This is a genomic window from Pseudomonas sp. BMW13, from assembly GCF_013357275.1.
Taxonomy (GTDB): domain Bacteria; phylum Pseudomonadota; class Gammaproteobacteria; order Pseudomonadales; family Pseudomonadaceae; genus Aquipseudomonas; species Aquipseudomonas khazarica.
In genome coordinates, this window is sequence record NZ_SUKD01000002.1 from 203,942 (window position 1) to 226,486 (window position 22,545).

The 22,545-nt window shown below is 68.0% G+C and carries 24 protein-coding genes; 12 read left to right on the forward strand and 12 right to left on the reverse strand.

Annotated elements, in window-relative coordinates; genetic code table 11:
• Positions 1-12 precede the first annotated feature (12 nt).
• From E4487_RS02030 to E4487_RS02045, 4 genes are all read left to right on the forward strand, one after another.
• On the forward strand, positions 13-1,923 hold the full coding sequence (locus tag E4487_RS02030) for a phytase (RefSeq protein ID WP_175252626.1): 1,911 nt from the start codon (positions 13-15) through the stop codon (positions 1,921-1,923).
• A gap of 88 nt (positions 1,924-2,011) precedes the next feature.
• Positions 2,012-2,728: a protein TolQ gene (gene tolQ / locus E4487_RS02035; RefSeq protein ID WP_134675719.1), complete on the forward strand. Its 717-nt coding sequence runs from the start codon at positions 2,012-2,014 to the stop codon at positions 2,726-2,728.
• Positions 2,729-2,741: 13 nt separating this feature from the next.
• Positions 2,742-3,185 (forward strand): protein TolR, encoded by a 444-nt coding sequence (gene tolR, locus E4487_RS02040; protein ID WP_175252627.1) that lies wholly within the window; start codon positions 2,742-2,744, stop codon positions 3,183-3,185.
• Between the two features lies 1 nt (position 3,186).
• Positions 3,187-3,984, forward strand: a complete 798-nt coding sequence (locus tag E4487_RS02045; protein ID WP_175252628.1) for an energy transducer TonB — start codon at positions 3,187-3,189, stop codon at positions 3,982-3,984.
• 12 nt (positions 3,985-3,996) lie between these two features.
• Here the strand turns inward: E4487_RS02045 and E4487_RS02050 are convergent, their stop codons facing one another.
• Positions 3,997-4,731, reverse strand: coding sequence for an ABC transporter substrate-binding protein (locus E4487_RS02050; RefSeq protein WP_175252629.1), 735 nt, complete (start codon positions 4,729-4,731; stop codon positions 3,997-3,999).
• A gap of 94 nt (positions 4,732-4,825) precedes the next feature.
• Positions 4,826-5,914 carry an endonuclease/exonuclease/phosphatase family protein gene (locus E4487_RS02055; protein WP_175252630.1) on the reverse strand — a complete coding sequence of 363 codons (1,089 nt, stop codon included), beginning with the start codon at positions 5,912-5,914 and terminating at the stop codon, positions 4,826-4,828.
• 223 nt (positions 5,915-6,137) lie between these two features.
• Between E4487_RS02055 and E4487_RS02060 the strand changes: the two genes are divergently transcribed.
• Both E4487_RS02060 and E4487_RS02065 read left to right on the forward strand, forming a co-directional pair.
• A complete protein-coding gene (locus E4487_RS02060; protein ID WP_037051716.1) occupies positions 6,138-6,971 on the forward strand; it encodes an SDR family oxidoreductase in 834 nt (277 codons plus the stop codon).
• Positions 6,972-6,981: 10 nt separating this feature from the next.
• Positions 6,982-7,728 carry an ABC transporter substrate-binding protein gene (locus E4487_RS02065; RefSeq protein WP_037051718.1) on the forward strand — a complete coding sequence of 249 codons (747 nt, stop codon included), beginning with the start codon at positions 6,982-6,984 and terminating at the stop codon, positions 7,726-7,728.
• 12 nt (positions 7,729-7,740) lie between these two features.
• On the opposite strand, the gene E4487_RS02070 is transcribed toward E4487_RS02065, so the two are convergent.
• From E4487_RS02070 to E4487_RS02080, 3 genes are all read right to left on the reverse strand, one after another.
• On the reverse strand, positions 7,741-8,175 hold the full coding sequence (locus E4487_RS02070) for a VOC family protein (protein WP_037051723.1): 435 nt from the start codon (positions 8,173-8,175) through the stop codon (positions 7,741-7,743).
• Positions 8,176-8,205: 30 nt separating this feature from the next.
• Positions 8,206-8,874 (reverse strand): YciC family protein, encoded by a 669-nt coding sequence (locus E4487_RS02075; protein WP_150606575.1) that lies wholly within the window; start codon positions 8,872-8,874, stop codon positions 8,206-8,208.
• An 82-nt stretch (positions 8,875-8,956) separates the two neighbouring features.
• Positions 8,957-9,442, reverse strand: coding sequence for a YbaK/EbsC family protein (locus tag E4487_RS02080; protein WP_134675711.1), 486 nt, complete (start codon positions 9,440-9,442; stop codon positions 8,957-8,959).
• 103 nt (positions 9,443-9,545) lie between these two features.
• On the opposite strand from E4487_RS02080, the gene E4487_RS02085 reads away from it, so the two are divergent.
• From E4487_RS02085 to E4487_RS02095, 3 genes are all read left to right on the forward strand, one after another.
• Positions 9,546-10,025: an NYN domain-containing protein gene (locus E4487_RS02085; RefSeq protein WP_037051733.1), complete on the forward strand. Its 480-nt coding sequence runs from the start codon at positions 9,546-9,548 to the stop codon at positions 10,023-10,025.
• A gap of 9 nt (positions 10,026-10,034) precedes the next feature.
• A complete protein-coding gene (locus E4487_RS02090; RefSeq protein ID WP_037051736.1) occupies positions 10,035-10,637 on the forward strand; it encodes a PolC-type DNA polymerase III in 603 nt (200 codons plus the stop codon).
• A gap of 316 nt (positions 10,638-10,953) precedes the next feature.
• Positions 10,954-12,306 (forward strand): DEAD/DEAH box helicase, encoded by a 1,353-nt coding sequence (locus E4487_RS02095; RefSeq protein ID WP_175252631.1) that lies wholly within the window; start codon positions 10,954-10,956, stop codon positions 12,304-12,306.
• A gap of 60 nt (positions 12,307-12,366) precedes the next feature.
• Here E4487_RS02095 and E4487_RS02100 read toward each other — a convergent pair whose 3' ends face one another.
• The 4 genes from E4487_RS02100 to E4487_RS02115 form a co-directional block, all read right to left on the reverse strand.
• A complete protein-coding gene (locus E4487_RS02100; protein WP_037051740.1) occupies positions 12,367-12,729 on the reverse strand; it encodes a VOC family protein in 363 nt (120 codons plus the stop codon).
• Between the two features lie 76 nt (positions 12,730-12,805).
• Positions 12,806-13,255 (reverse strand): PAS domain-containing protein, encoded by a 450-nt coding sequence (locus E4487_RS02105; protein WP_037051742.1) that lies wholly within the window; start codon positions 13,253-13,255, stop codon positions 12,806-12,808.
• Between the two features lie 4 nt (positions 13,256-13,259).
• Positions 13,260-14,261, reverse strand: coding sequence for a response regulator (locus tag E4487_RS02110; RefSeq protein ID WP_037051744.1), 1,002 nt, complete (start codon positions 14,259-14,261; stop codon positions 13,260-13,262).
• A gap of 146 nt (positions 14,262-14,407) precedes the next feature.
• Positions 14,408-15,643 carry a TIGR03862 family flavoprotein gene (locus tag E4487_RS02115; RefSeq protein ID WP_175252632.1) on the reverse strand — a complete coding sequence of 412 codons (1,236 nt, stop codon included), beginning with the start codon at positions 15,641-15,643 and terminating at the stop codon, positions 14,408-14,410.
• A gap of 113 nt (positions 15,644-15,756) precedes the next feature.
• Between E4487_RS02115 and E4487_RS02120 the strand changes: the two genes are divergently transcribed.
• Complete coding sequence (locus E4487_RS02120; RefSeq protein ID WP_037051748.1) at positions 15,757-16,890, forward strand: aminotransferase class V-fold PLP-dependent enzyme; 1,134 nt, start codon at positions 15,757-15,759, stop codon at positions 16,888-16,890.
• 22 nt (positions 16,891-16,912) lie between these two features.
• On the opposite strand, the gene E4487_RS02125 is transcribed toward E4487_RS02120, so the two are convergent.
• The 3 genes from E4487_RS02125 to E4487_RS02135 all read right to left on the reverse strand — a co-directional run bounded on the left by E4487_RS02125 (position 16,913) and on the right by E4487_RS02135 (position 19,938).
• On the reverse strand, positions 16,913-17,737 hold the full coding sequence (locus E4487_RS02125) for a bifunctional 2-polyprenyl-6-hydroxyphenol methylase/3-demethylubiquinol 3-O-methyltransferase UbiG (RefSeq protein WP_175252633.1): 825 nt from the start codon (positions 17,735-17,737) through the stop codon (positions 16,913-16,915).
• A 77-nt stretch (positions 17,738-17,814) separates the two neighbouring features.
• Complete coding sequence (locus tag E4487_RS02130; protein ID WP_175252634.1) at positions 17,815-18,735, reverse strand: histone deacetylase; 921 nt, start codon at positions 18,733-18,735, stop codon at positions 17,815-17,817.
• A gap of 120 nt (positions 18,736-18,855) precedes the next feature.
• On the reverse strand, positions 18,856-19,938 hold the full coding sequence (locus E4487_RS02135; protein WP_052178350.1) for an L-dopachrome tautomerase-related protein: 1,083 nt from the start codon (positions 19,936-19,938) through the stop codon (positions 18,856-18,858).
• Between the two features lie 419 nt (positions 19,939-20,357).
• Here E4487_RS02135 and E4487_RS02140 point away from each other — a divergent pair, with 419 nt between their 5' ends.
• Positions 20,358-20,918, forward strand: coding sequence for a GNAT family N-acetyltransferase (locus E4487_RS02140; protein WP_175252635.1), 561 nt, complete (start codon positions 20,358-20,360; stop codon positions 20,916-20,918).
• A complete protein-coding gene (locus tag E4487_RS02145) occupies positions 20,915-22,504 on the forward strand; it encodes a nitroreductase family protein (protein ID WP_134675704.1) in 1,590 nt (529 codons plus the stop codon). Before E4487_RS02140 ends, E4487_RS02145 begins: the two co-directional genes overlap by 4 nt.
• Positions 22,505-22,545: the final 41 nt, after the last annotated feature.

A 22,545-nucleotide genomic window follows, 5' to 3' on the forward strand; every position in this document is an offset into this window, starting at 1 on the left:
CAGGAACTCTTCATGCGTTTTTCCAACCTGTCCCTGCTGGGGCTCTGCATCACCCTGGCCGCTTGCCAGAGCCATGAGCCGCAAGAGGCTGTCTCGGCCGTGCCGAACGTCGTGCTCAGCGACGCGCTGATCGCCAGCGAAAACACCCAGTGGCTGGCGCCGCTGCCCTTTCTGCCGGGGGCCGAGCGTCTGCAGGTCGGCGCCCGCAGCCTGCAGGTCGTCGATGCCGATGGCCAGGTGCTGAGCGAACTGGCGGGGCGTTTCGCTACCCTCGACCAGCGTGCCGACGAGCGTGGCGTGCTGGTTGCCACGCTCGACAAGCGGCGTCAGCAGGCCCTGCTGGCGCGCCTCGACGACGCGCAGCAGTGGAGCGCGCCGCACTACCTGCCGAAGACCCGCTTCGCCATCGAAGGGCTGTGCCTGTATCGCGATGAAGCGCGCAACGACTTCCTCTTCCTGGTCGGCGAGGAGGGCATCGGCGAACAGTGGCTGGTGGCCGAGCACGGCCGGCCGCTGGCGCAGGCACAGCGGGTGCGGGCGCTGAGCCTGCCGCCGCAGAGCAGCTTCTGCCAGGTCGATGACAGCTCCGCCAGCCTCTACGTCAACGAGGAAGGCGTGGGCCTGTGGCGCTACGCCGCCGCTGCCGAGGCGCCGCTGCTGCGTGAGCCGGTAGAGCTGGTCGCGCCCTTCGGCGAGCTGCAGGACGCCGGCGGCATGGCGGTGCTGCCCGATGCCTTGCTGCTGCTGGATCCGGCCGCCGCCAACCTGCACCTGTTCCAGCGCCACGCCGCACAGTGGCAGCGTGCCGCTGTACTGAGCCTGGCCGGGCTGGACGAGCCGGAGCAGGTCAGTGCCCGGCGCACGGCGCAGGGGCTCGAGCTGCTGCTGGTGGCCGACGATGGCGCCCGTCGCGCCGCGCTGAACTGGCAGCCCGAGAGCGCTGAAGCGCCGCCGGCGGTGCCGGTGGTCACCCCCCTGGTGCAGAGCGAGGTCGCGCCGAGCCTGGGCGATGCGGCGGACGACCCGGCGATCTGGGTCAATCACGCACAGCCCGAGCGCAGCCGCGTGCTGGGCACCGACAAGCAGGGCGGTCTGCTGGTCTATGACCTGGCCGGCAGGCAACTGCAGGACCTGCGCGTCGGCCGGCTGAACAACGTCGACGTGCGCAACGGCTTCCAGCTGGGCGCGCGCCGGGTCGACCTGGCGGTGGCCAGCAACCGCGATCACAGCAGCCTGCAGCTGTTCGCCATCGACCCCGCCAGCGGTGAACTCGGCGAGATTGGCCAGATCCCCACGCCACTGCGGGAGATCTATGGCCTGTGTCTGTTCAAGGATCGCCAGGAGACCATTCACGCCATCGTCAACGACAAGGACGGCAGCTTCCTGCAGTACCGCCTGAGCGGTGCCGGCGGCAAGGCCAGCGGCCAGCTGGTGCGCCGTTTCCGCACCGCGACCCAGCCGGAAGGCTGTGTGGCGGACGACCGCAACGAGCGCCTGTACATCGGCGAGGAGGACGTGGCGGTGTGGACGCTCGATGCCCGTGCCGACGCCCCGGCCGAGCTGGAGCGGGTCATCGCCGTGGGCGGCCCGCTCGAAGACGACATCGAGGGCTTGGCCCTCTATCAGGGGCGGCAGCGTGACTACCTGCTGATCTCCAGCCAGGGCAACGACAGCTATGTGGTGGTCGAGGCGCAGGCACCCTACAGGCTGCGCGGCAGCCTGCGCATCGGCCTGAACGCCGAACGCGGCATCGACGGGGCTTCGGAGACCGATGGCCTGGAGGTGACTTCAGCCAACCTCGGCGGCCCCTGGAGCGCTGGCCTGCTGGTGGTGCAGGACGGCCGCAAGCGCATGCCCGAGGGTAACCAGAACTACAAGTACGTGCCCTGGACGGCGATCGCCGCCGCGCTGGGCCTGGAATGAGACGGCTGGCGTCACGCCTGTCATCCCGGTGTAACGCCAGTGTCTTGAAATGTGAGCCATGGGGCTCGAGCCATTGAAGGAAAGCATGATGCAAAACCAAGCCCATCTCGAACACATGACCGTCTGGGGGCTGGTCAGCGAGGCCAGTCTCGTCGTGCAGGCGGTGATGCTCTGCCTGGTGCTGGCCTCGCTGATCAGCTGGTACCTGATCGTCCAGCGTGGCGGCGTGCTGCGCCGCACCGAGGCGCTGGCGAGAGACTTCCTCAAGCGCTTTCGCAGCGATGAAACAGGCGCCCTGTACCGCGCAGGCGTGCAGCAGGAGCTGCCCGCCGATGCCGCCCTGCAGCGTATCTTCCTGGCGGGTTATCAGAGCTTCAGCCAGCTGCAGGCGCATGCCGGCAACAGCACGGAGACCGTGCTCGACGGCGTCGAGCGCAGCCTGGCGGTGGCGATTGCCGAACAGGAGGAACGCCTGGAGAAGGGCCTGCCGTTCCTCGCCACGGTGGGCTCGGTGAGCCCCTACATCGGTCTGTTCGGCACCGTGTGGGGGATCATGAATTCCTTCCTCGGCCTGTCCCAGGTGCAGCAGGCCACGCTGTCGACGGTGGCGCCGGGCATTGCCGAAGCGCTGATCGCCACGGCCATCGGCCTGTTCGCGGCGATCCCGGCGGTGATGGCCTACAACCGCTTCTCGGCGCGCAGCCAGACCCTGATCGCGCGTTACTACGCCTTCGCCAACGAGCTGCAGGGCCGCTTGCATCGTCGCCTCAATGGCGTTGGTGCGGGCATGGCCGCTGCCGCTTGAGGAGGATGACGCGATGCTGGTTCGACCGACGCACAAGCATGGCCTGAAGGCCGAAATGAACGTGGTGCCCTATATCGACGTGATGCTGGTGCTGCTGGTGATCTTCATGGTGACCGCACCGATGCTGGTGCAGGGCGTGCAGATCGAACTGCCCAAGGTGGCGGCCGAAGCGCTGCCGGCACCGGGCGAGCAGCGCATCGTCACCCTGTCGGTGAAGGACGACGGCAGCTTCCACTGGAACCTGGGCAGCGAAGTGGATATCGAGTCGCAGACCGACAGTGCGCCGAGCAAGGAGGCGATGCGCGAGAAGATCGCCGCCATCGTCGCCGCCAACCCGCAGACCCAGGTCTACGTGCGCGCCGACCAGAATGCCGACTATGCGTCGGTGGTCGCCGGCATCGCCGAGTTGCAGCGTGGCGGTGTCAGCCGCCTGGGCCTGATCACCGAGGCGCCCTGACATGAGCAGCATGACCCTGGAAATGCCCGCGCCGCGTCTGGCCTGGCCGGCCTGGCGCGAGCATGGCCTCGCCATTGGCGTCGCCATCGCCCTGCATGCCGGCCTGGCCTATGTGCTGCTGCACCTGGCCCACCAGGCGCCGCTGCCGACACCGCTTGCCACGGTACTCACCACCGAGCTGATCAGCCTGCCGGCCCCCGTGGTTCAACCGCCGGCGCCCGTCGTCGCCGAACCGGCAGTGGCGCCGCCGCCGGCGGAGGCGCCGGTCGAGGCGCCAGCACCCGAACAGGCGGACCTGGCCTTCAAGAGGGCCGAGCAGGCGCGTGAGGAACAGGCGCTGCGCTTGCAGCGTGAACGTCAGCAGCGGCGTGCCGAGGCGCAGCGCCAGGAGCGTCTGGCCCGCGAAGAGGCGGCGCGTCAGGCGCAGCTGGAAGCGCAGCAGTTGGCCGAGGCCCGCCGGCTCGAAGCCGAGCGCGTGGCGGCGGCGAATGCCGCAGCCGCTGCGGCGCGCGCCGAGGCGCAGGCGGCCAGCCGCCAGTACCTGCCCATCGCCAAGCAGGCGCCGGACTATCCAGCCAAGGCGCTGGAACGCAAGATCGAGGGCGAATGCACGGTGGCCTATACGGTGAACGCTGCCGGGCGCGTGGAGGACCCGCAGGTGGTCGGCAATTGCCATCCGTTCTTCGTCAAACCGTCACTGGCCGCGGCCAGGACCTTTCGCTACCAACCGCGCGTGGTCAACGGCCAGGCGGTGGCGGTGGCCAACGTGAAGAACACCTTCAGCTACCGCATCGAATAGGTGTGGGGCGACTCAGGGCAGTTGCAGGTCTTCGCCCCTGGCCTGCAGGCGCTGGTAGGCATGGTCGAGCGCGTCGCGTAGCTGTACGGCATTCGCCGCGTGGCGGGAGACGATCAGCTTGAGCTGCAGGCGCTGCACCTCGACGAACGGCAGGTCGCCGATGCCGAGGCTGCGCCGGGCCTGCTCCACCGGCATCTGGTAGTCGAGGAGGAGGTCACCACGTCGGCGCAGCAGCATCTCCAGCGCCGCGGTGTGCCGCGAGGTGCGATGCAGGGTGATGTGCCGCGCCGGGTCTTGCAGCCACTGGTTGATGCCCTGCCAGTAGCTGTAGCCGGTGATCAGGATCACGCCACGGCCCTGCAGGTCGTCGGGCAACCTGGGCGGTGCGGTGCCCGGGCGGTAGTACAGGTTGAGGGCGATCTGCCCGAGCAGGTAGCGGCTCTCCAGGGTGTGCTCGGCCAGTTCGGGCTTGCCCGGGGCGCCGAACCAGAGCGCGATGCTGCCGTCGATCAGGCCGTTGTACAGGCGTGCGCCGGGGTAGGAGCGGAACTCCGCCTGGTAGCCTGCCTCGTCGAGCAGGCGCGCGGTCAGTTCGAGGCCGACGCCACTGGGGTGGCCCTGGTCGTCGGTGTAGGAGTAGGGAGGGAATTCGTAGTAGCCGACATGAATGCGTCGCTCGCTGCCGGCCGCACAGGCGACCGGCAACCACAGCAGGGCGATGAGTATCAGGCAGAAGCGTCTTGGCATCGAGGTGTCGCGGCTGTTTGCCGTCTTGTCATTCTTGAGGCGGTGCCGGTCGAGCATGGACAACAGGCGGTGGCGTTGTCCAGCCCTGTCGTGCCTATTCCTGGCTGGGGATGAAGAAACGTCCGATCACCGGCAGGTGGTCGGAGATGGCCAGCGTGTCGTCCTGGCGCACCTGGCTGGCCAGCGGCGTCAGGCGCGGGCTGTAGAACAGGTAGTCGAGGGTGCGATCCGGACCGCTGGCGGCAGGGTCGTTGGGATAATGGGTGTACCACCGCGCCTGGTCCGCGCCGCTGGCCTGCAGCAGACTGGGGATCATCGGGTAGCGCCTGGCCAGGTCCTGCAGCTCGCTGTCGGCGGCATACCAGCTGCGCTGGTCGTCGGGCAGGTGTTCGAACTGACCGGGCGGCAGCAGGTTGAGGTCGCCACCCAGGACCCACGGCTGGCCGGCCTGCTGCAGTTGGCGCAACAGGCCATCGGTCATCTCGACCTGGCGTTGCATGGTGTCCTCGCCCAGGGCGAAGGCATCAAAATGGGTGTTGATCGCCGCCAGTTCGCCGCCACCGCGGATCGGCAGGTAGCTGACCAGCAGGGCGCGCTTGAGCTGAAAGGGGCGGCTCAGCAGGTTGCTGGCCAGCATCGGCAGTTGCAGGCGCTCGGCGCGGGCGATCTGGAAGCGGCTGAGGGTGCCCAGCTTCATGCCGACGCTGCCGAGAATGTGCGGGTGCGGCACGAAGGCGGACTTCCAGTAGAACGCCTGGCTGCTGCACGGGTAGAGGTCTGCCAGACGCGTCTGCAGCAGTGCCAGCTGGTCCTGGTAGTCGGTGGCCTTGGCGTTGTCGTGCAGCTCCTGCAGCAGCACGACGTCCGGTTGCTCATCGCGCAGGATGCGCACCACCTCGTCCAGCGTCCGTACCAGGTCGGCGCTGCTCGGGCGTTCGTCCGGGCCGTCGCCGCCAGGCAGGTCGTACCAGAACACGTGGCGCTTGCCGGCCAGGTACTGCACGTTCCAGGTCATGACCTTCAGCGCCTGCCCTGGCTGCAGCTGTGCCACCTGGCCCGTGCAGGACACGTCCGCCTCCTCGCGCGCAGCGGGGTTCCAGGCCAGGACATGGACCAGGGCCAGCAGAATGACGGGCAGCAGGGCGACGAGCAACAGCAGGCGAAGCGGGCGGGGCAGAGACATGGCGGCATGAGCGACTATGCTGGAAGGAGGCGAGGATACCCGAGTGCACCGGATCGGCCCAGGCATTGCTGGGCGATTGTCGAGTATCTGCCGAGTTCGCACGGTCGTTCGGCCCCAGGGACAGATGGCATGAGCTGCAGTAGCATGCGAAAGACTGTTGTGTGGGTCGCCCTGGCGAAGGGCGGCAGTTGATATCGGTGAGCGTGGATTCCGGGAGCCGCACATGTATCGCAAGGTGTTCGCCAACAAGGTTTTCGATCGCAAGGTGGTGCTGATCACCGGCGGTTGCGCCGGCATCGGCCGCGCCCTGGCCGTGCGCCTGGCGCAGGCTGGCGCGCGCCTGGTGATTCTCGACCTGCACCAGGCGGCGCTGGATGGCCTGGTGCAGCACCTGGCCGACCATCACAACGCCGAGGCGCTGGGCCTGGTGTGTGACGTCGCCGATGCCGATGCGGTGCAGCGTGCCGTGGCCCTGGCCTGCGAGCGCTTCGGCGGCATCGACGTGCTGGTCAACAATGCCGGCATCACCCACCGCAGCACGTTCGCCGAGACCAGCCTGGACGTGTTCCAGCGGGTCATGGCGGTGAACTACTTCGGCGCGTTGCACTGTACCCAGGCCGCGCTGCCCAGCCTGATCGCCCGGCGCGGGCAGATCATCGTGCTCAGCTCGCTGTCGGGCATCGCGCCGTTGCTCTATCGCAGTGCCTACAACGCCAGCAAGCATGCCCTGCACGGCCTGTTCGAGACCCTGCGTTTCGAACTCAAGGGTTCGGGCGTCAACGTCATGCTGGTATGCCCGGGCTTCACCGCGACCGACCTGCGCAAGAACGCGCTGGTCGGTGACGGCTCGGTGGCGGCGCAGCCACCGCTGGCAATGGGCAAGGTCGCTTCGCCGCAGGATGTCGCCGAGGCCATTTATCACGGTGCGCTCAAGCGCCGGCGGCTGTTGGTACTGTCCAACGTCGACTGGCGGGCGCGGGTGCTGGCGCGTTTCTTCCCGCGGCTGTTCGAGCGTGTGCTGTTGCCACGGCTTTCCGGCTTGAAGCCGCGAAGCTAGGAGGTGTCCGATGCGTGCCTGGCTGCTGCTTATCCTGCTGCTGGCCTCTGTGGTGTGCCGGGCCGAAGAGCCTCGTCCGCTGCAGGTGATGACCGATCTCTGGCCGCCGTTTCGCATGCTCAAGGAGGATGGGCAGCTGCAGGGGCTGGATATCGATCTGCTCGACGAACTCTCACGTCGCACCGGACTGCGCTTCGAGGTGCATCGCGCGCCCTGGGCGAGGGGCCTGGCGGCGCTCGAACAGGGCACGGCGGACATGATGACCGGCCTGGCCAGAACGCCGGAGCGCGAACGCTACATCCAGTACCTGGATGCGCCCTACTACGCCTGCTCGCCGCGCTTCTACGCCAGCCCGGCGCTGGCCATGCGCCTCAAGGACTATGCGGCGCTGCACGAGCTGCGCATCGGCTACGTGCTGGAGTCGGTGTATTTTCAGCCATTCGACGATGACCAGGGGCTGAAGAAGGTCGGGGTCAGCAATGAAAGCCAGTTGCTGGGGATGCTGACCCGTGGCCGTATCGACGCGCTGGTCGGTACCGACTGCCAGGTCGACTATGCGCTGCTCGACCCCAGGTTGGCCGGCCGCATCGTCAAGGCGGCCTATCAGCCCGAGGCGCGTACCGAACTCTACATCGGCTTCTCGCGCCAGCGCCTGGAGCGCATGCCGCAGCTGGCGGCTGCGCTCGAGAGCCTGTTGCGCGAAGGGTGGGTCGCCAATGCCGCCCTGCGCTATCAGCCGGTGGTCGCGCACCAGTAGCAGGGTATGTCGTCAGCCATGCTCGTGCTGCGCGCCGCTCGCCAGCATCAGCTCCATGTCCCAGAAGGCCGCCTCGATCTTGTGGCCGTCGAGATCCCTGATGAAACAACCGTAGTACGGCTCGCCATAGTCCGGGCGTGGCCCGGGCTGGCCTTCGTCGCGACCACCGGCCTCCAGCGCCGCCTGGTGAAAGGCGTGCACCGAGGCCTTGTCCGGGGCGACGAAGCCGAAGTGGCTGCCGTTGCCGAGCGTGGCCGGCTGGCCGTTGATCGGTGTCTGCACCCAGAACTCCGGGTATTCGCGCCCGAAGGCCACCGCTCCCGGATGGCGCATGATCTCGCGGCAGCCCAGGGTCGCCAGCACCTTGGCGTAGAAGGCGCTGGCGGCGTCGAAGTCGTTGGTACCGATGGAAATGTGGGACAGGATGCTCGGGTTGCTGTCGCTCATGGCGTGCTCCTCTTGGGCAAAGCAGCAAGCCTAGTCGTTGTTCTGCGATGCTGCCGGTTGCCTGGGTTCGAGCAGCATGAACAGGCGGAACAGCACCACGATGGCGAACAGCTGGAGGAAGCCGTTGCCCGCCTGGTGCAGCACCCAGAGCAGGGTGTCGGCCTGGCTCGGCTGCGTCCACCAGTCGAGCAGCCACAGCGGGAGCAGGACGTTGGCCAGGCAGGCGAATACCGGCCAGAAGCGCCCCTCGGTCATGCTGAAGCTGCTCTGCAGGGCGCGCAATGGCGGCTCCTGGCGCAGCACCAGGATCAGCTCGGAGAAGGCCAGGCGCATCATGATCCAGATGCCCGGCACGATGAACAGCGACAGGCCGAGCATGATCGCCAGCGTGCTCAGGCCGGTCATCAGGGCGAAGCTCGGCCAGAGCTGCAGGCCGGCGGCGAACAGCTGGGCGTTGCCCGGCGTCTGCCCGTTGCTGCGTGCATGCAGGAAGAGGATCAGCGGCGCGGCATACAGCGGATAGAAGAGGATGCCGAGCAGGACCCCGTAGGCCGGGTTGGCGTCTTCGCCGAGCTGCGCGGCCAGCACGGCCTGGGCGATGGCCTCGAGCACCAGCAGGGGCAGGGTCAGCCGGGCGATGGCCGCCAGGTTGTGGCTGGAGAAGAACCAGGCATCGCGGAGCACGGAAAGTGGATTCATCGGCAGGCTACCAGATGTAGGGGGCTGTTGAGGTTGCATCGCGCGCCGCGTTCGGCCACGCCGGCGCTTGGCCGCAGAGGATTCAAGGGTACTCCAGTTGCGCATTGGGCAGCGCGGCGAGCAGACGCGGCAGCTCGCTGCCTGGCACCTCCAGGGTCAGCTCGGGCGGGCCGGGCGAGTACAGCAGAAAGTCGCAGGCGAGCACGGCGCGGTCGATCAGCAGGGTGATGCCAGCGTCGTGGCCGAACGGGCAGGCACACATCGGCACGCAGCCGGTGAGCGCGGTCAGTTCCTCGTCGCTGGCGATACGCGGGCGGCTGCCGAGCAGCGCCTTGAGCCGTGCCCAGTCGGCACGCGCCCCTTCGACGCTGACCAGCATGGCATGCCGCTGACTGGCGACGCGCAGGAACAGGCTCTTGCTCTCCACCCCGCGCAGCGCGAAACGCTGGCGCACGGCGTGGGCGGTGGGGTAGTCGAGAACGGCTTCGTGCTCGACCAGGCGATGAGCAATGTCCAGGCGTCGCAGCAGGTCGAGGTTGCGTTGGCAGAGGCTTTCTAGCGGTGTCATGCGTCAAGGATAGGGGCAGGAGCGGTGCTCCGGCCAGTCCCCGGCGCGTCGGGCGGTCGGCTCTGGCATACTGGCGCCTTCGTTGCCCGTACGAGGACTCCCGGTGAAGAAGATCGCCGTATTCGCCGATGTGCAGAACCTCTATTACACGGTGCGCCAGGTGTACGGCTGCCATTTCGACTACAGCGTGCTGTGGGCCGAGGTCAGCCGCCGTGGCGTGATCGTCGAGGCCTATGCCTATGCCATCGACCGTGGCGATGCCAAGCAGCAGCAGTTTCAGCAGATCCTGCGCAAGCTCGGTTTCACCGTGAAGCTCAAGCCCTACATCCAGCGCAGCGACGGCTCGGCCAAGGGCGACTGGGACGTGGGCATCACCATCGATGTGCTCGACGCCGCCTCGCGGGTCGACGAAGTGGTCCTGGCCTCGGGGGACGGCGACTTCGACCTGCTGCTCGAACGCGTGCGCAGCCAGGGCGTCGCCGCCATCGCCTTCGGTGTCCCGGGGCTGACCGCGCAATCGCTGATCCGAGCGGCCAGCCTGTACGTGCCCATCGAGGGCGATCTGTTGTTGCGCAATCACTGAGGTCTCACGTTGGAATCCATTGCTGTCATCGACTTCGAAACCACCGGGGTTTCACCTGCCCAGGCGCGTGCCACCGAGATTGGCGTGGCGATCATCGAGGACGGGCGCATCGTCGACCGCTATCAGAGCCTGATGTACAGCGGCGCCTGGGTGCCGCCCTTCATCGAGCAGCTCACCGGCATCAGCAATGCCATGCTGCGCCAGGCGCCGCCTTCCGAGCAGGTGATGAACGAGGTGGCCGACTTCATCGGCGAGCGGCCGCTGCTGGCGCATAACGCGGCCTTCGACCAGAAGTTCTGGGATGCCGAGCTGGCCCGTGTGAGCCGGCGGCGCGCGCAGCCGTTCGCCTGTTCGCTGCTGCTTTCGCGGCGCCTGCTGCCGGAGGCGCCGAGCCACAAGCTGGGCAACCTCAACAGCTGGGCCGGCCTGCCGGATACCGGACGTGCCCACCGGGCCCTGGCCGATGCCGAGATGGCCGCCAACCTGACCCTGCACCTGTTCGACCTGCTGCGTGACCGGCATGGCCGGCACCAGGCCGATCATGCCTTCCTCTGCCAGCTGCAGAGCCTGTCGGCAGCCAAGGTGCGCACGCTGCTGGCGACTGCCAGCTGAGCTTGCCTCGTATCTGCAGGAGCGGCTTCATTGCTGAGTGCTGCGCCGAAGGAATTTCGCGACTGAAGTCGCCCTTGCGGGGTGGTAGCCCGGATGCAATCCGGGGCGACGGCGGCCATGCCGCGGATTTCATCCGGGCTACGTGAGGGCGTACCCTCTGCATCCATGCGTGCCGTCACGGCGAACGGACGCCCTTGCCACTGCCTGCGGCGCGACTGGGCGCTGCAGCGGCGAGCTTTTTCATGGCGGAGAGCGCTCCACGGGTGGGGGACAGGGTAAACTGCGCGCCTGTTCCCATTGCCTCGCTGGTTGCCCCATGACCTTCGCCTCCCTCGGTTTGATCGAGCCGCTGCTGCGTACCCTCACCGAACTCGACTACCAGACCCCGACGCCGGTGCAGAGCCAGGCCATTCCCGCCGTGCTCAAGGGGCGCGACCTGATGGCGGCGGCGCAGACCGGCACCGGCAAGACCGCCGGCTTCGCCCTGCCGTTGCTGCAGCGCCTGACCCTGGAGGGCCCGCAGGTGGCCAGCAACTCGGTGCGCGCACTGGTGCTGACGCCGACTCGCGAGCTGGCCGAGCAGGTGCTGCAGAGCTTCCAGGCCTACGGCCAGCATCTGCCGCTGAGCAGCTATGCGGTGTACGGCGGGGTCAGCATCAACCCGCAGATGATGAAGCTGCGCAAGGGCGTCGATGTGCTGGTGGCCACGCCGGGGCGACTGCTCGACCTGTACCGGCAGAACGCGCTGAAATTCACCCAGTTGCAGACCCTGGTGCTGGATGAGGCCGACCGCATGCTCGACCTCGGCTTCGCCCGCGAGCTGGACGAACTGTTCAGCGCGCTGCCGAAGAAGCGCCAGACCTTGCTGTTCTCCGCCACCTTCTCCGACGCCATCCGGCAGATGGCCGGCGAGCTGCTGCGCGACCCGCTGTCGGTGGAAGTCAGCCCGCGCAACGCCGCGGCCAAGAGCGTCAAGCAGTGGTTGATCCCGGTGGACAAGAAGCGCAAGAGCGAGCTGTTCCTGCACCTGCTCGAGCAGAAGCGCTGGGGCCAGGTGCTGGTGTTCGCCAAGACCCGCAAGGGGGTCGATCAGCTGGAGCAGGAGCTGCTGGCCATGGGCGTGGCGGCCGACTCGATCCATGGTGACAAGCCGCAACCGAGCCGCCTGCGCGCACTGGAGCGCTTCAAGGCCGGCGAGGTGCAGATTCTGGTGGCCACCGACGTGGCCGCACGGGGCCTGGATATCGATGACCTGCCGCTGGTGGTCAACCTCGACCTGCCGATCAATGCCGAGGATTACGTGCACCGCATCGGCCGTACCGGCCGCGCCGGCAGCAGCGGCGAAGCCATTTCCCTGGTATGCGCCGACGAGGTGGAGCTGCTCGCCGCCATCGAACGGCTGATCCGCCAGGTGCTGCCGCGTCGCGAGGAGGCGGATTTCATCCCCGACCACCGGGTGCCGCAGACCACCATCGACGGCCAGGTGCTGAAGAAGCCGAAGAAGCCCAAGCAGAAGCTGATCCCCGGTGCGGGCGGCGCGGCCAAGAGCGGCGGCAAGGGCAATATCCACCTCGGCCGCTGGTTCGAGGAAGAAGACGCCAAGCCGAAGGCCAAGGCCGTGCGCAAGGTGCCGAGCTTCGGCAGCAAGTCCAAAGGCGGCAAGAAGTAGCGCTCGACGTAGCCCGGCTGACATCCGCGGGAAGCACCCGCGGCTGAAGCGCAATGCCGCTCAGATGTTCTGGCCGATGCGCCAGAGCACGCCGCTGGGGTCGAAGAGCATGAACTCGCGGATGCCCCAGGGCTGGTCCTGCGGCGCAATCAGTCGCGTGTCGAAACGGGTGTCCAGACGCGCGGCCTGGATCTGTTGCCACCAGGCATCGACGTCCTCCACCAGCAGATGCATGACGAAATTCTCCGCCTGTTCCTTCACGTAGAAGTTCTGCAGCAGGAAGGCACAGTGGTCGCCATGGCTGAAGTAGGCCATCTGCTCGTCCGACCAGGCCAGCCGAAAGCCCAGGGCCTGGTAGAAGTCCAGGCTGAGGGCGAAGTCCCGTGCCGGGACGAAGGTCTTCAGTTCGACGCTGCGTAGCATGCCAGTCTCTTCGCGTGGGTGAGGGGCGGGCGAGGCGAAGCCTGTGCGCCGCTGGCGGGCCAGGCCTGGCTGCATTCTACCCGGGCTGGGCAGGGCTGGCTTGCGCCTGGGCCGCCACGGCCGCTGCGGTCATGTCGTAGATCACCAGGCACACATGCTCCACCGGCTGTCCGGCCAACGGCAGCACGGTGACGTTCTGGTACATGAAGTCGGCCTGGCCGGTGATCGGCTGGTAGCTCTTGAAACGCATCAGGTAGGGGCGTTGCTGCCACAGGCTGAAGGCGCGGGTGCCGAGCTGCACCACGCTTTCCACCTTGCGCTCCAGCCAGGCGCGGTCGATGTCGGGGAACAGCTCGAACAGCGAGCGCCCCTGCACCTGGTCCGGCCCCAGCCCGGAGTGGTTCTCCATGAAGGCGTTCCACACCTCCACATGGTACTGGCGGTCGAGCACCACCACGCCGACGTCGATGCACTGCACGATGTCGAGCAGCCAGTGAACTTCCTTGATATCGATCTGCGCAGGCATCGCTTCACTCCATCAGGTAGCCGATCTTGCCGGTCAGGCGTTTGATCGAGTCTTCGGTGAACAACAGCAGCAGGTCGAAATGGATGGCATGGCCCTCCAGGCTGTAGCTGATTTCCACGGCCAGGGTCTTGCGCCAGCGCTGGCGGTTGATCTGGATGAGCTGGTCGAGGCTGGCGTGCTGGCCGAGCAGTTGCGGATGGCCCTGGGAGAAGCGCAGGTCGAGCTGTTCGGCGATGCCGGCGAGGCAGGCACCGGTCAGGATGCTGGCCAGGTCCAGCAGCATCTCCGAGGTCTGCGCCTCGTTCTCCGGCTGCCAGCCGAGCAGGCGCGCCATGTCGTCCACTTCCGAATCATGGAACAGCAGCAGCGCCTCGCCGGCGATCGCCTCGCCGATGAAGCCCTGGCAGATGGCGCTGAAGCGTTCGCCGCGCTGGGCGTCGAGCAGGGTCATGTGCAGTTCGCTGACCTCGAAGATGTTCACCTGCGGCACTGGCAGCTGCACGAACACCCCGAGCACCTTGGCCAGCAGGGCCGCGGCGCGGCCCATGGCGACGTTGCTCACCTCGCGCAGGGCGTCGCGGAAGCTGACTTTCAGCTCCGACAGGGCCGCCGCCTGGGCCTGCGCCGTCGCACTGCCGCGAGGGTCGAACAGGCCCAGCTCGATCAGCGTCTGGCGCAGGATCGCGGGGTCGGCAGGCTTCTTGATGAAGGCCAGGGCGCCCAGCTCGCGGACGCGGCGCAGCGCCTCTTCCTGCACGTCGCCGGACACCACGATGACCTGGCTGCTCAGGCCTTCGGCCCGCAGCGCCGCCAGCGTCTGGTAGCCATCGAGCACGGGCATGGTCAGGTCGAGCAGCATGACCTGCCCCTGGCCCTGACGGATCAGCGCCAGGGCTTCCTCGCCATTGGCGGCCTGGCTGAGGGTGACCGGCCATTCCGCCGGCAGGGCGCGGATCAGCTGCTTGCGCGCCATGTTGGAGTCGTCGCAGACCAGCAAAGGGATCACGGCGGGGGATTACCTGTGTGGGGAGCGCTGACACTCAGCATAGACGCATGCCGTTGCGCATGCCCCGGCATTGCCAGCTTGACGGGCGAATTCGCTCGCCGGCGTGCGTAGGGCGGGTGCAACCCGCCGCCCGGCAGGGACCTGCCCTAGGGTTTCAGCCAGTTCAGCAGGCCGTGCGCGGCCACCCGGCCGCTGGCGAAGCAGGCAGTGAGCAGGTAGCCGCCGGTGGGGGCTTCCCAGTCGAGCATCTCACCGGCGCAGAACACGCCGGGCAGGGCCTTGAGCATCAGGCCGGCGTCCAGTACCTCGAACGGCACGCCACCGGCGCTGCTGATCGCCTCGTCCAGCGGTCGGGTGCGCAGCAGGGTGATCGGCAACGCCTTGATCCACGGCGCCAACGCGGCGGGCTCCGCGAAGGCGGCGGCGGGCGCCAGCTCACGCAGCAGCGCGGCCTTGACGCCATCCAGCCCGGCCTGGCGGTGCAGGTGCTTGGCCATGGAATGCTTGCCGCGGGGCTTGCCCAGCGCCTGTTGCAGCCTGGCCAGGGGCATCTGCGGCAGCAGGTCGAGGTGGACCACGGCCTGGCCGTCGGTTTCGATGGCGCGGCGGATCGCGGCGGAGAAGGCATACACCAGGCTGCCCTCGATGCCACCGGCGGTGAGCACGAACTCACCGATGCGCGCGTCTTCGCCGCTCAGGCCGAGGGCGACGTTCTTCAGCGGCGCGCCGGCGAAGCGGGTCCGCAGGTGCTCGCTCCAGGCCGCGACCTCGAAACCGCAATTGCTCGGCTTGAGTGCCGCCACCTCGATGCCGCGCGCCTGCAGCAGGCGGGTCCAGGCGCCGTCGGAACCCAGGCGTGCCCAGCTGCCGCCGCCGAGGGCGAGCAGGCAGGCATCGGCGGCCAGCGCGCGCTCGCCATCCGCTCCGGCTATGCGCAGGCTGCCGTCTTCGTTCCAGCCCAGCCAGCGGCTGCGCGTATGGATGCTCACGCCCAGCTCGCGCAGGCGCCGCAGCCAGGCCCGCAGCAGCGGCGCCGCCTTCATGTCGCAGGGGAACACGCGGCCGGAGGTGCCGACGAAGGTGTCGATGCCCAGGCCGTGAATCCACTCGCGCAGGGCGTCGGCGTCGAAGTCGGCGAGCAGCGTCGCGACCTCGGCCTGGCGCTCGCCGTAACGGCCGATGAAGGCGTCCCTGGGCTCGGAATGGGTGATGTTCATGCCACCGACGCCGGCCAGGAGGAACTTGCGCCCCACCGAGGGCATGGCGTCGAACAGCTCCACGCGCACGCCGCCCTGGGCCAGCACTTCGGCGGCCATCAGCCCGGCAGGGCCGCCGCCGATGATGGCGACGTGGTGAGCGGTGGGAGCAATGGCGGTGGTCATGGCACAAGGACGATCGGCAGGTGGCTGCGCATTCTACCCGAGAGCTCCCCGGCCTTGTCATTTGCCCGGGCTTAGGGCAGGTTCTGCTCGAACCTTTTCGGCTGGAGTCCGTTATGTCCCATATCTGCCCCGACATCGATCCCGATGGCCTGATCGAATATTCGGTGGTCTACACCGACCGCTCGCTGAACCACATGTCGCAGTCGTTCCAGGGCGTGATGCGCGACATCTCCAGCACCCTGAAGCAGGTCTACAACGCGCATGCGGTGGCGGTGGTGCCCGGCAGTGGCACCTTCGGCATGGAGGCCGTGGCGCGACAGCTGGCGACGGAGCAGAAGTGCCTGGTGCTGCGCAATGGCTGGTTCAGCTACCGCTGGACGCAGATCTTCGACATGGGCCGCATTCCCGCCGAGGCGCTGGTGCTCAAGGCGCGCCCGGTTGCCGACGGCCCGCAGGCCGCCTTCGCCCCGGCGCCGCTGGACGAGGTGCTGGCGACCATCGCCGCGGAGAAACCGCAGGTGGTGTTCGCCCCGCACGTGGAAACCTCCTCGGGGATGATCCTGCCGGACGACTACCTGCGCGCGGTGAGTGACGCCGTGCACGCCGTCGGCGGCCTGTTCGTGCTCGACTGCATCGCCTCCGGCACCCTCTGGGTGGACATGCAGGCCTGCGGCATCGATGTGCTGATCAGCGCCCCGCAGAAGGGCTGGAGCGCGTCGCCGTGCTGCGCCCTGGTGATGCTCAGCGAGGCCGCCCAGGCGCGCGTCGAGGCCACCCAGAGCACGAGTTTCGCCTGTGACCTGAAGAAGTGGCTGCAGATCATGCAGGCCTACGAGCAGGGCGGCCACGCCTACCACGCCACCATGCCCAGCGACGCCCTGGCGCGTTTTCGTGATGCCATGCTGGAGGCCAAGGCCATCGGTTTCGCCAGCGTGCGCGAGCAGCAACAGGCACTCGGTGACCGCGTGCGCGCCATGCTCGCCGGGCGTGGTTTCAAGAGTGTCGCGGCCAAGGGCTTCGAGGCGCCCGGCGTGGTGGTCTGCTACACCGACGATGCGCAGATCAAGAACGGCGCCAAGTTCGCTGCCGTCGGCCTGCAGATCGCCGCGGGCGTGCCGCTGCAATGCGACGAGCCGGCGGACTTCCAGACCTTCCGCCTGGGCCTGTTCGGGCTGGACAAGCTGGGCAACGTCGAGCGCAGCGTGGCAACCCTGGAACAGGCGCTGGACAAGGTGCTGGCGCCCTGATGCACGCGGGAGGACAGCGTGGTCAGGGGCGTTTCACCGCCTGCAGCGTGTAGCTCAGCGGCAGGCGCTCCGGCCGCGTCTGCAGGCGCCACTCGCCGTCGGCGCCGCGCACCATCTGCCCTGGCAACGCCTCCCAGGGCACACTGTCGTGCTCTTGCAGTGCGCTCAGCAGCATGCCGTGGCGCAGCAGGGCCGAGATGATCTCGCCCAGGCCGTGGTTCCACTCGTGGGTCACGGTCGCCGTCAGCGGCGCCGTGGTCTGCACATAGGTCTGCGCGTCGTCCCAGACCAGCGGCTCACGGTGTTCGAAGTACGGATGGACGATGCGCAACTCACCTTCGCAGGTCTCGTCGAGGCTCAGCAGAACGGGGTGCGCCTCGCGCAGGAAGAGTCGCCCACCCGGCTTGAGCAGCGCGGCCACGTTGGCGGCCCAGTCGTCGATGCGCGGCAGCCAGTTGAGCGCGCCGATGCCCGTGTAGACCAGGTCGTAGCGCTGCTCGCCGAGCACCTGCGCGGCGTCGTAGACCGGGGCCTCGACGAAGCGGATAGGTTGGTTGCAGGCACTGGCCAACTGCCGTGCCTGCGCCAGCGACGCATCGGAAAAATCCAGGCCGGTAAGCTCGGCGCCCAGGCGCGCCAGTGACAGGGTGTCGGTGCCGATGTGGCATTGCAGGTGAACCACCTGCAGCCCGCTGATATCGCCGAGGCGAGGACGGTCGAAGCGCACCACGTCGGACAGGTGCTCGGCCGTGTCGATGAACTGCTGCGCCTGGTACTCGGGGGAGGCCGCATGCAGGGCGGCGCGGTCGTTCCAGTTGGCCTTGTTCAGCGCGAATGAATCTTCCATGAGGTTTTCTCCTTGAGGGCAACGGCGGATTATGCCGATGCCATGGCCGAATCGATAGCGCTGTTCGCGTTTGTCGCTCAGCCCAGCCCGCGCGAGGCCCACACCCGTGCCGCGCTGTGGTGGAGGACGCCATGGCGGCGGGCGAGGGCGGGCAGGTCCTTCGAGTAGCCGCCGCCGATCACCCCCAGCACCGGGATGTCACGGCCCAGGCAATGATCCAGCACGGCTTCGTCACGGGCCGCCAGGCCGGCGTCGGTAAGGTGCAGGTAGCCCAGGGCGTCGTCCTTGTGCACGTCGACACCGGCGTCGTAGAGCACCAGGTCCGGCTGGTAGATCGGCAGCAGGTAGTTGAGCGTGTCGTCGACCACCTTGAGGTAGTCGGTGTCGCCCATGCCGCGCGGCAGGGGGATGTCCCAGTCGCTGCGTGCCTTGCGCGCCGGGAAGTTCTGCTCGCAGTGCAGGGACACGGTGATCGCCTCCGGCTCGTCTTCCAGCAGGCGCGCGGTGCCGTCGCCCTGATGCACGTCGCAGTCGAAGATCAGCACTCGCTGCACGCGTCCTGCCGCGAGCAGGTAGCGGGCGATCACCGCCAGGTCGTTGAAGATGCAGAAGCCCGAGGGGAAGTCGTAGTGCGCGTGGTGCGTGCCACCGGCCAGGTGGCAGGCCAGGCCATGCCGCAGCGCCAGTTCGGCGGTCAGCAGCGAGCCGCCCACGGCGCGCACGGTACGCCGCGCCAGGGCGTCGCTCCAGGGCAGGCCGAGGCGGCGCTGATCCTCCGGCGCCAGCTCGCCGGCCATGTAGCGGGCGATGTAGTCCGGGCAGTGCACCAGGGCCAGGATCTCCGCCGGGCACAGCTCGGGGCGCAGCAGCTCGGCATCCGTGGTCAGGCCGCTGGCGACCAGGTGATCGCGCAGCAGGCGGAATTTCTCCATGGGGAAGCGGTGCCCGGCCGGGAAGGGCGGGCTGTAGTCCTCGTGGTAGACCAGCGGCAGCGGCATAGGCTCAGTGCTCGTCGAATCGATGGCATATGGTCGCAGCCAATCGAGGCAATCGCCATGCCCCTGTTCGACAGCGGCTGCGGATGACCGCTGCCAGGGCATGGATGATTCGGCGGCGGCTTATTTCCCCGGCCACACGCGCATCACGCGATACGGCGGTTTGCCGCTATCGCTGCCACCGGTGAAGGCCGGGGTTCTGTACAGCTGATTGACCGAGATGTACAGCCAGCCGTCGTGACCCACATGCACGCTGTCCGGCCAGTCCAGTCGCGCGTCGCGCACCAGTGGCTCGAGCGTGCCATCGCTATCGAGCCGGTCGATGCCATTGTCGTTGAGGTTGGTGAAGAAGTGCCGGCCCTTGGCGTCGGTGGCGGCGCCATCGGAAACGGGCTTGGCACCGACACGCTGGATGGCCGCCGCGATCTGCTCGTCGCTGGCGCCGTCACGCAGCAGCTCGCTGGGCAGCGAGTACCAGGTCTTGCCGTTCATGGCGCCGAAGTACAGGGTGGCGTGGTCGGCCGACAGGGTGATCGGGTTGACCGCCACGTTGGCGGGCTTGCCCTGGAACTGGATCGGCACGCCGCCGATGACCATCCTGGCGTCGGGCTCGGCCTGCAGCGCGGCATGGCCGCTGAAGCGCCGCGCCTTGCCGCTGCTGATTTCGACGGCGATCAGGCCGGGGTTGGCGATGTCCGCCAGGTAGATCCAGCCAGCGTCGTCGTCGACGGCCAGGTCCTGGATGAAGCTGCCTTTGGGGGCGACATCGGCGGGCAGTTCGATGCGATACAGCTCGTTGCCCGTGGCGACATCGAAGCCCCACAGACGTGTCTTGCCCAGGTTCAGGCCCATGTCCGTTATCCACAGGCGGTTCTTGCCATCGATGGCGATGCCCAGCGGCGTATCGATCTGCGCATCGTTGGCAGCGGCGGTACCGCGTTGCAGCGTGCTGCTGGGCCAGGGCTTGTAGCTGTCGCGGCCGGTGATTTCGATCAGTTGAGCGGCAGCCGGCGCGCCCAGGGGATGGACCGTGGCAAACACCCGGTCGTCCGCGCTGGGGGCGACGTTGCCGGGGCGGATCGGCAGTTCGGCGACCACTTCCAGATCGCCGACCTGGGCGGCAAGGGCCGAGTTGACGAAGGCTATGGAAAGGGCCAGCAGGGAGGCGCTGGCGGCCCGGCGGATGGGGCGAGAAAGAGAGGTCATTACAGGTTTCCTGTGGTGCGCTGGGACAGGCGAATGCGCTACACGAGCGTTATCCGTCGTTGCGGCTGCCCCGCTGATCGATGGCGACGAATGTGCGCCCTGAAGCCGGCAGGCAGTGAGGCCCAGTCTGGCTTTATCGGCAAAGGCGAAAAAGACGGGCCGCGTTGAACCTCTTTCAATCTGTGCGAGAAAGTCGTCACGCCACGCAGAACCGCATCGCCACGATATGCAGCAGGTGCGGCGGCCGCAGGGCGAGGGACTGCGCTGGGGACTGTCGGCGACGCTGCCGCCAGGCGATCGCGCCGGCGGCATTTCTCCATGGGCAGACGATGCCTGGCGCGAAGGGCGTGATCCAGGCGGCATACAATGAGTGTCCAGCGAGTCGACGCTATCTGCTCGCCGCCAATCGAGAAACTGTCATGCCCCTGATCGAAACCGCTACCGAACGCCTGTTGCTGCGCGCCTGGCGCGACAGTGACCTGCCGGCGCTGGCCGCGCTCAATGCCGATGCCGAGGTGATGCGCCATTTCCCTTCGCCGCTGGATGCCGAGCAGAGCGCCCAGATGCTGGCGCGCATGCGTGAGCACCTCGATGAGCATGGGTTCGGCTTCTGGGCGCTGCAGCGGCGTGACAGCGGGGAGCTGATCGGCGTCACCGGCCTGGCGCGGGTCAGCTTCGCCGCGCCGTTCGTGCCAGCCGTCGAGATCGGCTGGCGCCTGGCGCGGGCGCACTGGCGCCAGGGTTATGCCCGCGAGGCGGCCTGTGCCGCGCTGGCCGTGGCCTTCGAACAGCTGGGGCTGGACCAGGTGGTGAGCTTTACCGTGCCGGCCAATCTGCCGTCGCAGGCGGTGATGCGCACGATCGGCATGCAGCGTGACGAGGCCGGTGACTTCCTCCATCCGAAGCTGCCGGATGGCCACCCGCTGCAGCCCCATGTGCTCTATCGCATCCGCCGTGCGCAGTGGGAGGCGCAGCGATGAACGATGTGCTCGCCTATCACCAGCTCAGCAAGCATGCCCCGGAGCGTTTCGCACCCGGTCCGGGACAGCTGGACTGGGCCACCCAGCCGGCGCCGTTTCGCCGCTATGACGGTGCCCGGCTGATCGCGCTGTACCACCGTCCGCTGGAGGAGAGCCCGGCGTACGACCTGGCATTCGCCGGCGTGCAGGCGCCGCCCGCGCCGCTGGATCGCGCCAGCGTCTCGCAGCTGCTGTATGACAGCCTGGCCATTTCCGCCTGGAAGGAGGCCGGCGGCAATCGCTGGGCGCTGCGGGTCAACCCCTCATCCGGCAACCTGCACCCGACCGAGGCCTACCTGCTGCTGCCGGCTGGTGCCGTCGAGGCGCACGCTGTGCTGGCGCACTACGCGCCCGACCAGCACGCGCTGGAGGTGCGCAGCGAGCTGCCAGCGGCGGTTGCCGAGCAACTGGCCGGCAGCCTGCCAGCCGGCGGCTTGCTCCTCGGCCTGAGCAGCATCGCCTGGCGCGAGGCCTGGAAGTATGGCGAGCGCGCCTATCGCTACTGCCAGCATGATCTCGGCCATGCCCTGGCCGCGCTGGCCATCGCCGCCAGCGTGCAGGGCTGGCAGGTGCGCCTGCTGCATGGCGTGGCCGAAGCGCACCTGGATGCGCTGCTGGGGCTGGATGACGAAGGCTTTCACGAGGCCGAGCACGGCGATTGCCTGTTGTGGATCGGCCCGGCGCAGACGCGGGAGTTCGCCCTGCCCGAGGCCTTGCTGAGCGCGCTGGCGCACCTGCAGCGTTGCGGCACGCCCAATCGCCTGTCACGCGACTACCGCCACTGGCCCGAATTGCAGCGGGTGCAGGGACTCTGCCGGGCACCGGCGCGTCCGCGCGCCTCGTGGCACACGGCGCCGGCCAGTGTGCATGGCGATAATCCGGGGCTGCCTCTGCGGCCGATCCTGCACCGTCGGCGCAGTGCGCAGAGCATGGATGGGCGCAGCGGCATCCAGGCCGGGTTGCTGCTGGCCTGGCTGCGCCGCCTGATGCCTGCGCAATCGCCGGTGCCGTTCGCCGTGACCGGCGAGCCGAGCGAGGTCGACCTGCTGCTGTTCGTCCATCGCGTGCAGGGGCTGGCCCCCGGTCTGTACTGGCTGGATCGCAGCGGCAGCGGGGTGCAGCCGCTGCGCGAGGACTACCTGTGGCAGCGGGTCGATGACGAACTGCCGCTGTACCGCCTGCTCGAAGGCGACGCCCGTGGCCTGGCGGGCTTTCTCAGTTGCGGCCAGGACATCGCAGCCGACGGCTGCGTGGCCTTGGCCATGCTGGCGCGGGTGGAGCGCGCCGTTGCCAATGGCAACTGGCGTTATCCCAGGCTCTACTGGGAATGTGGCCTGATCGGCCAGTTGCTCTATCTGGAGGCCGAGGCGGCGGGGCTTTCCGGGACGGGGATTGGCTGCTATTTCGACGACGCTCTTCGCGAATTGCTCGGAGATGCCGACAACGGCTGGCAAAGCCTTTACCATTTCACCCTCGGCCGCGCCGTGTGGGACGAACGCCTGACGTCCCTGCCGGCCTATTCTCAACCGCGACTAGCAGACCATTGAAAAACCTGGGCAAGACAAGGCAGAAACGGCTGAAAAGCGCA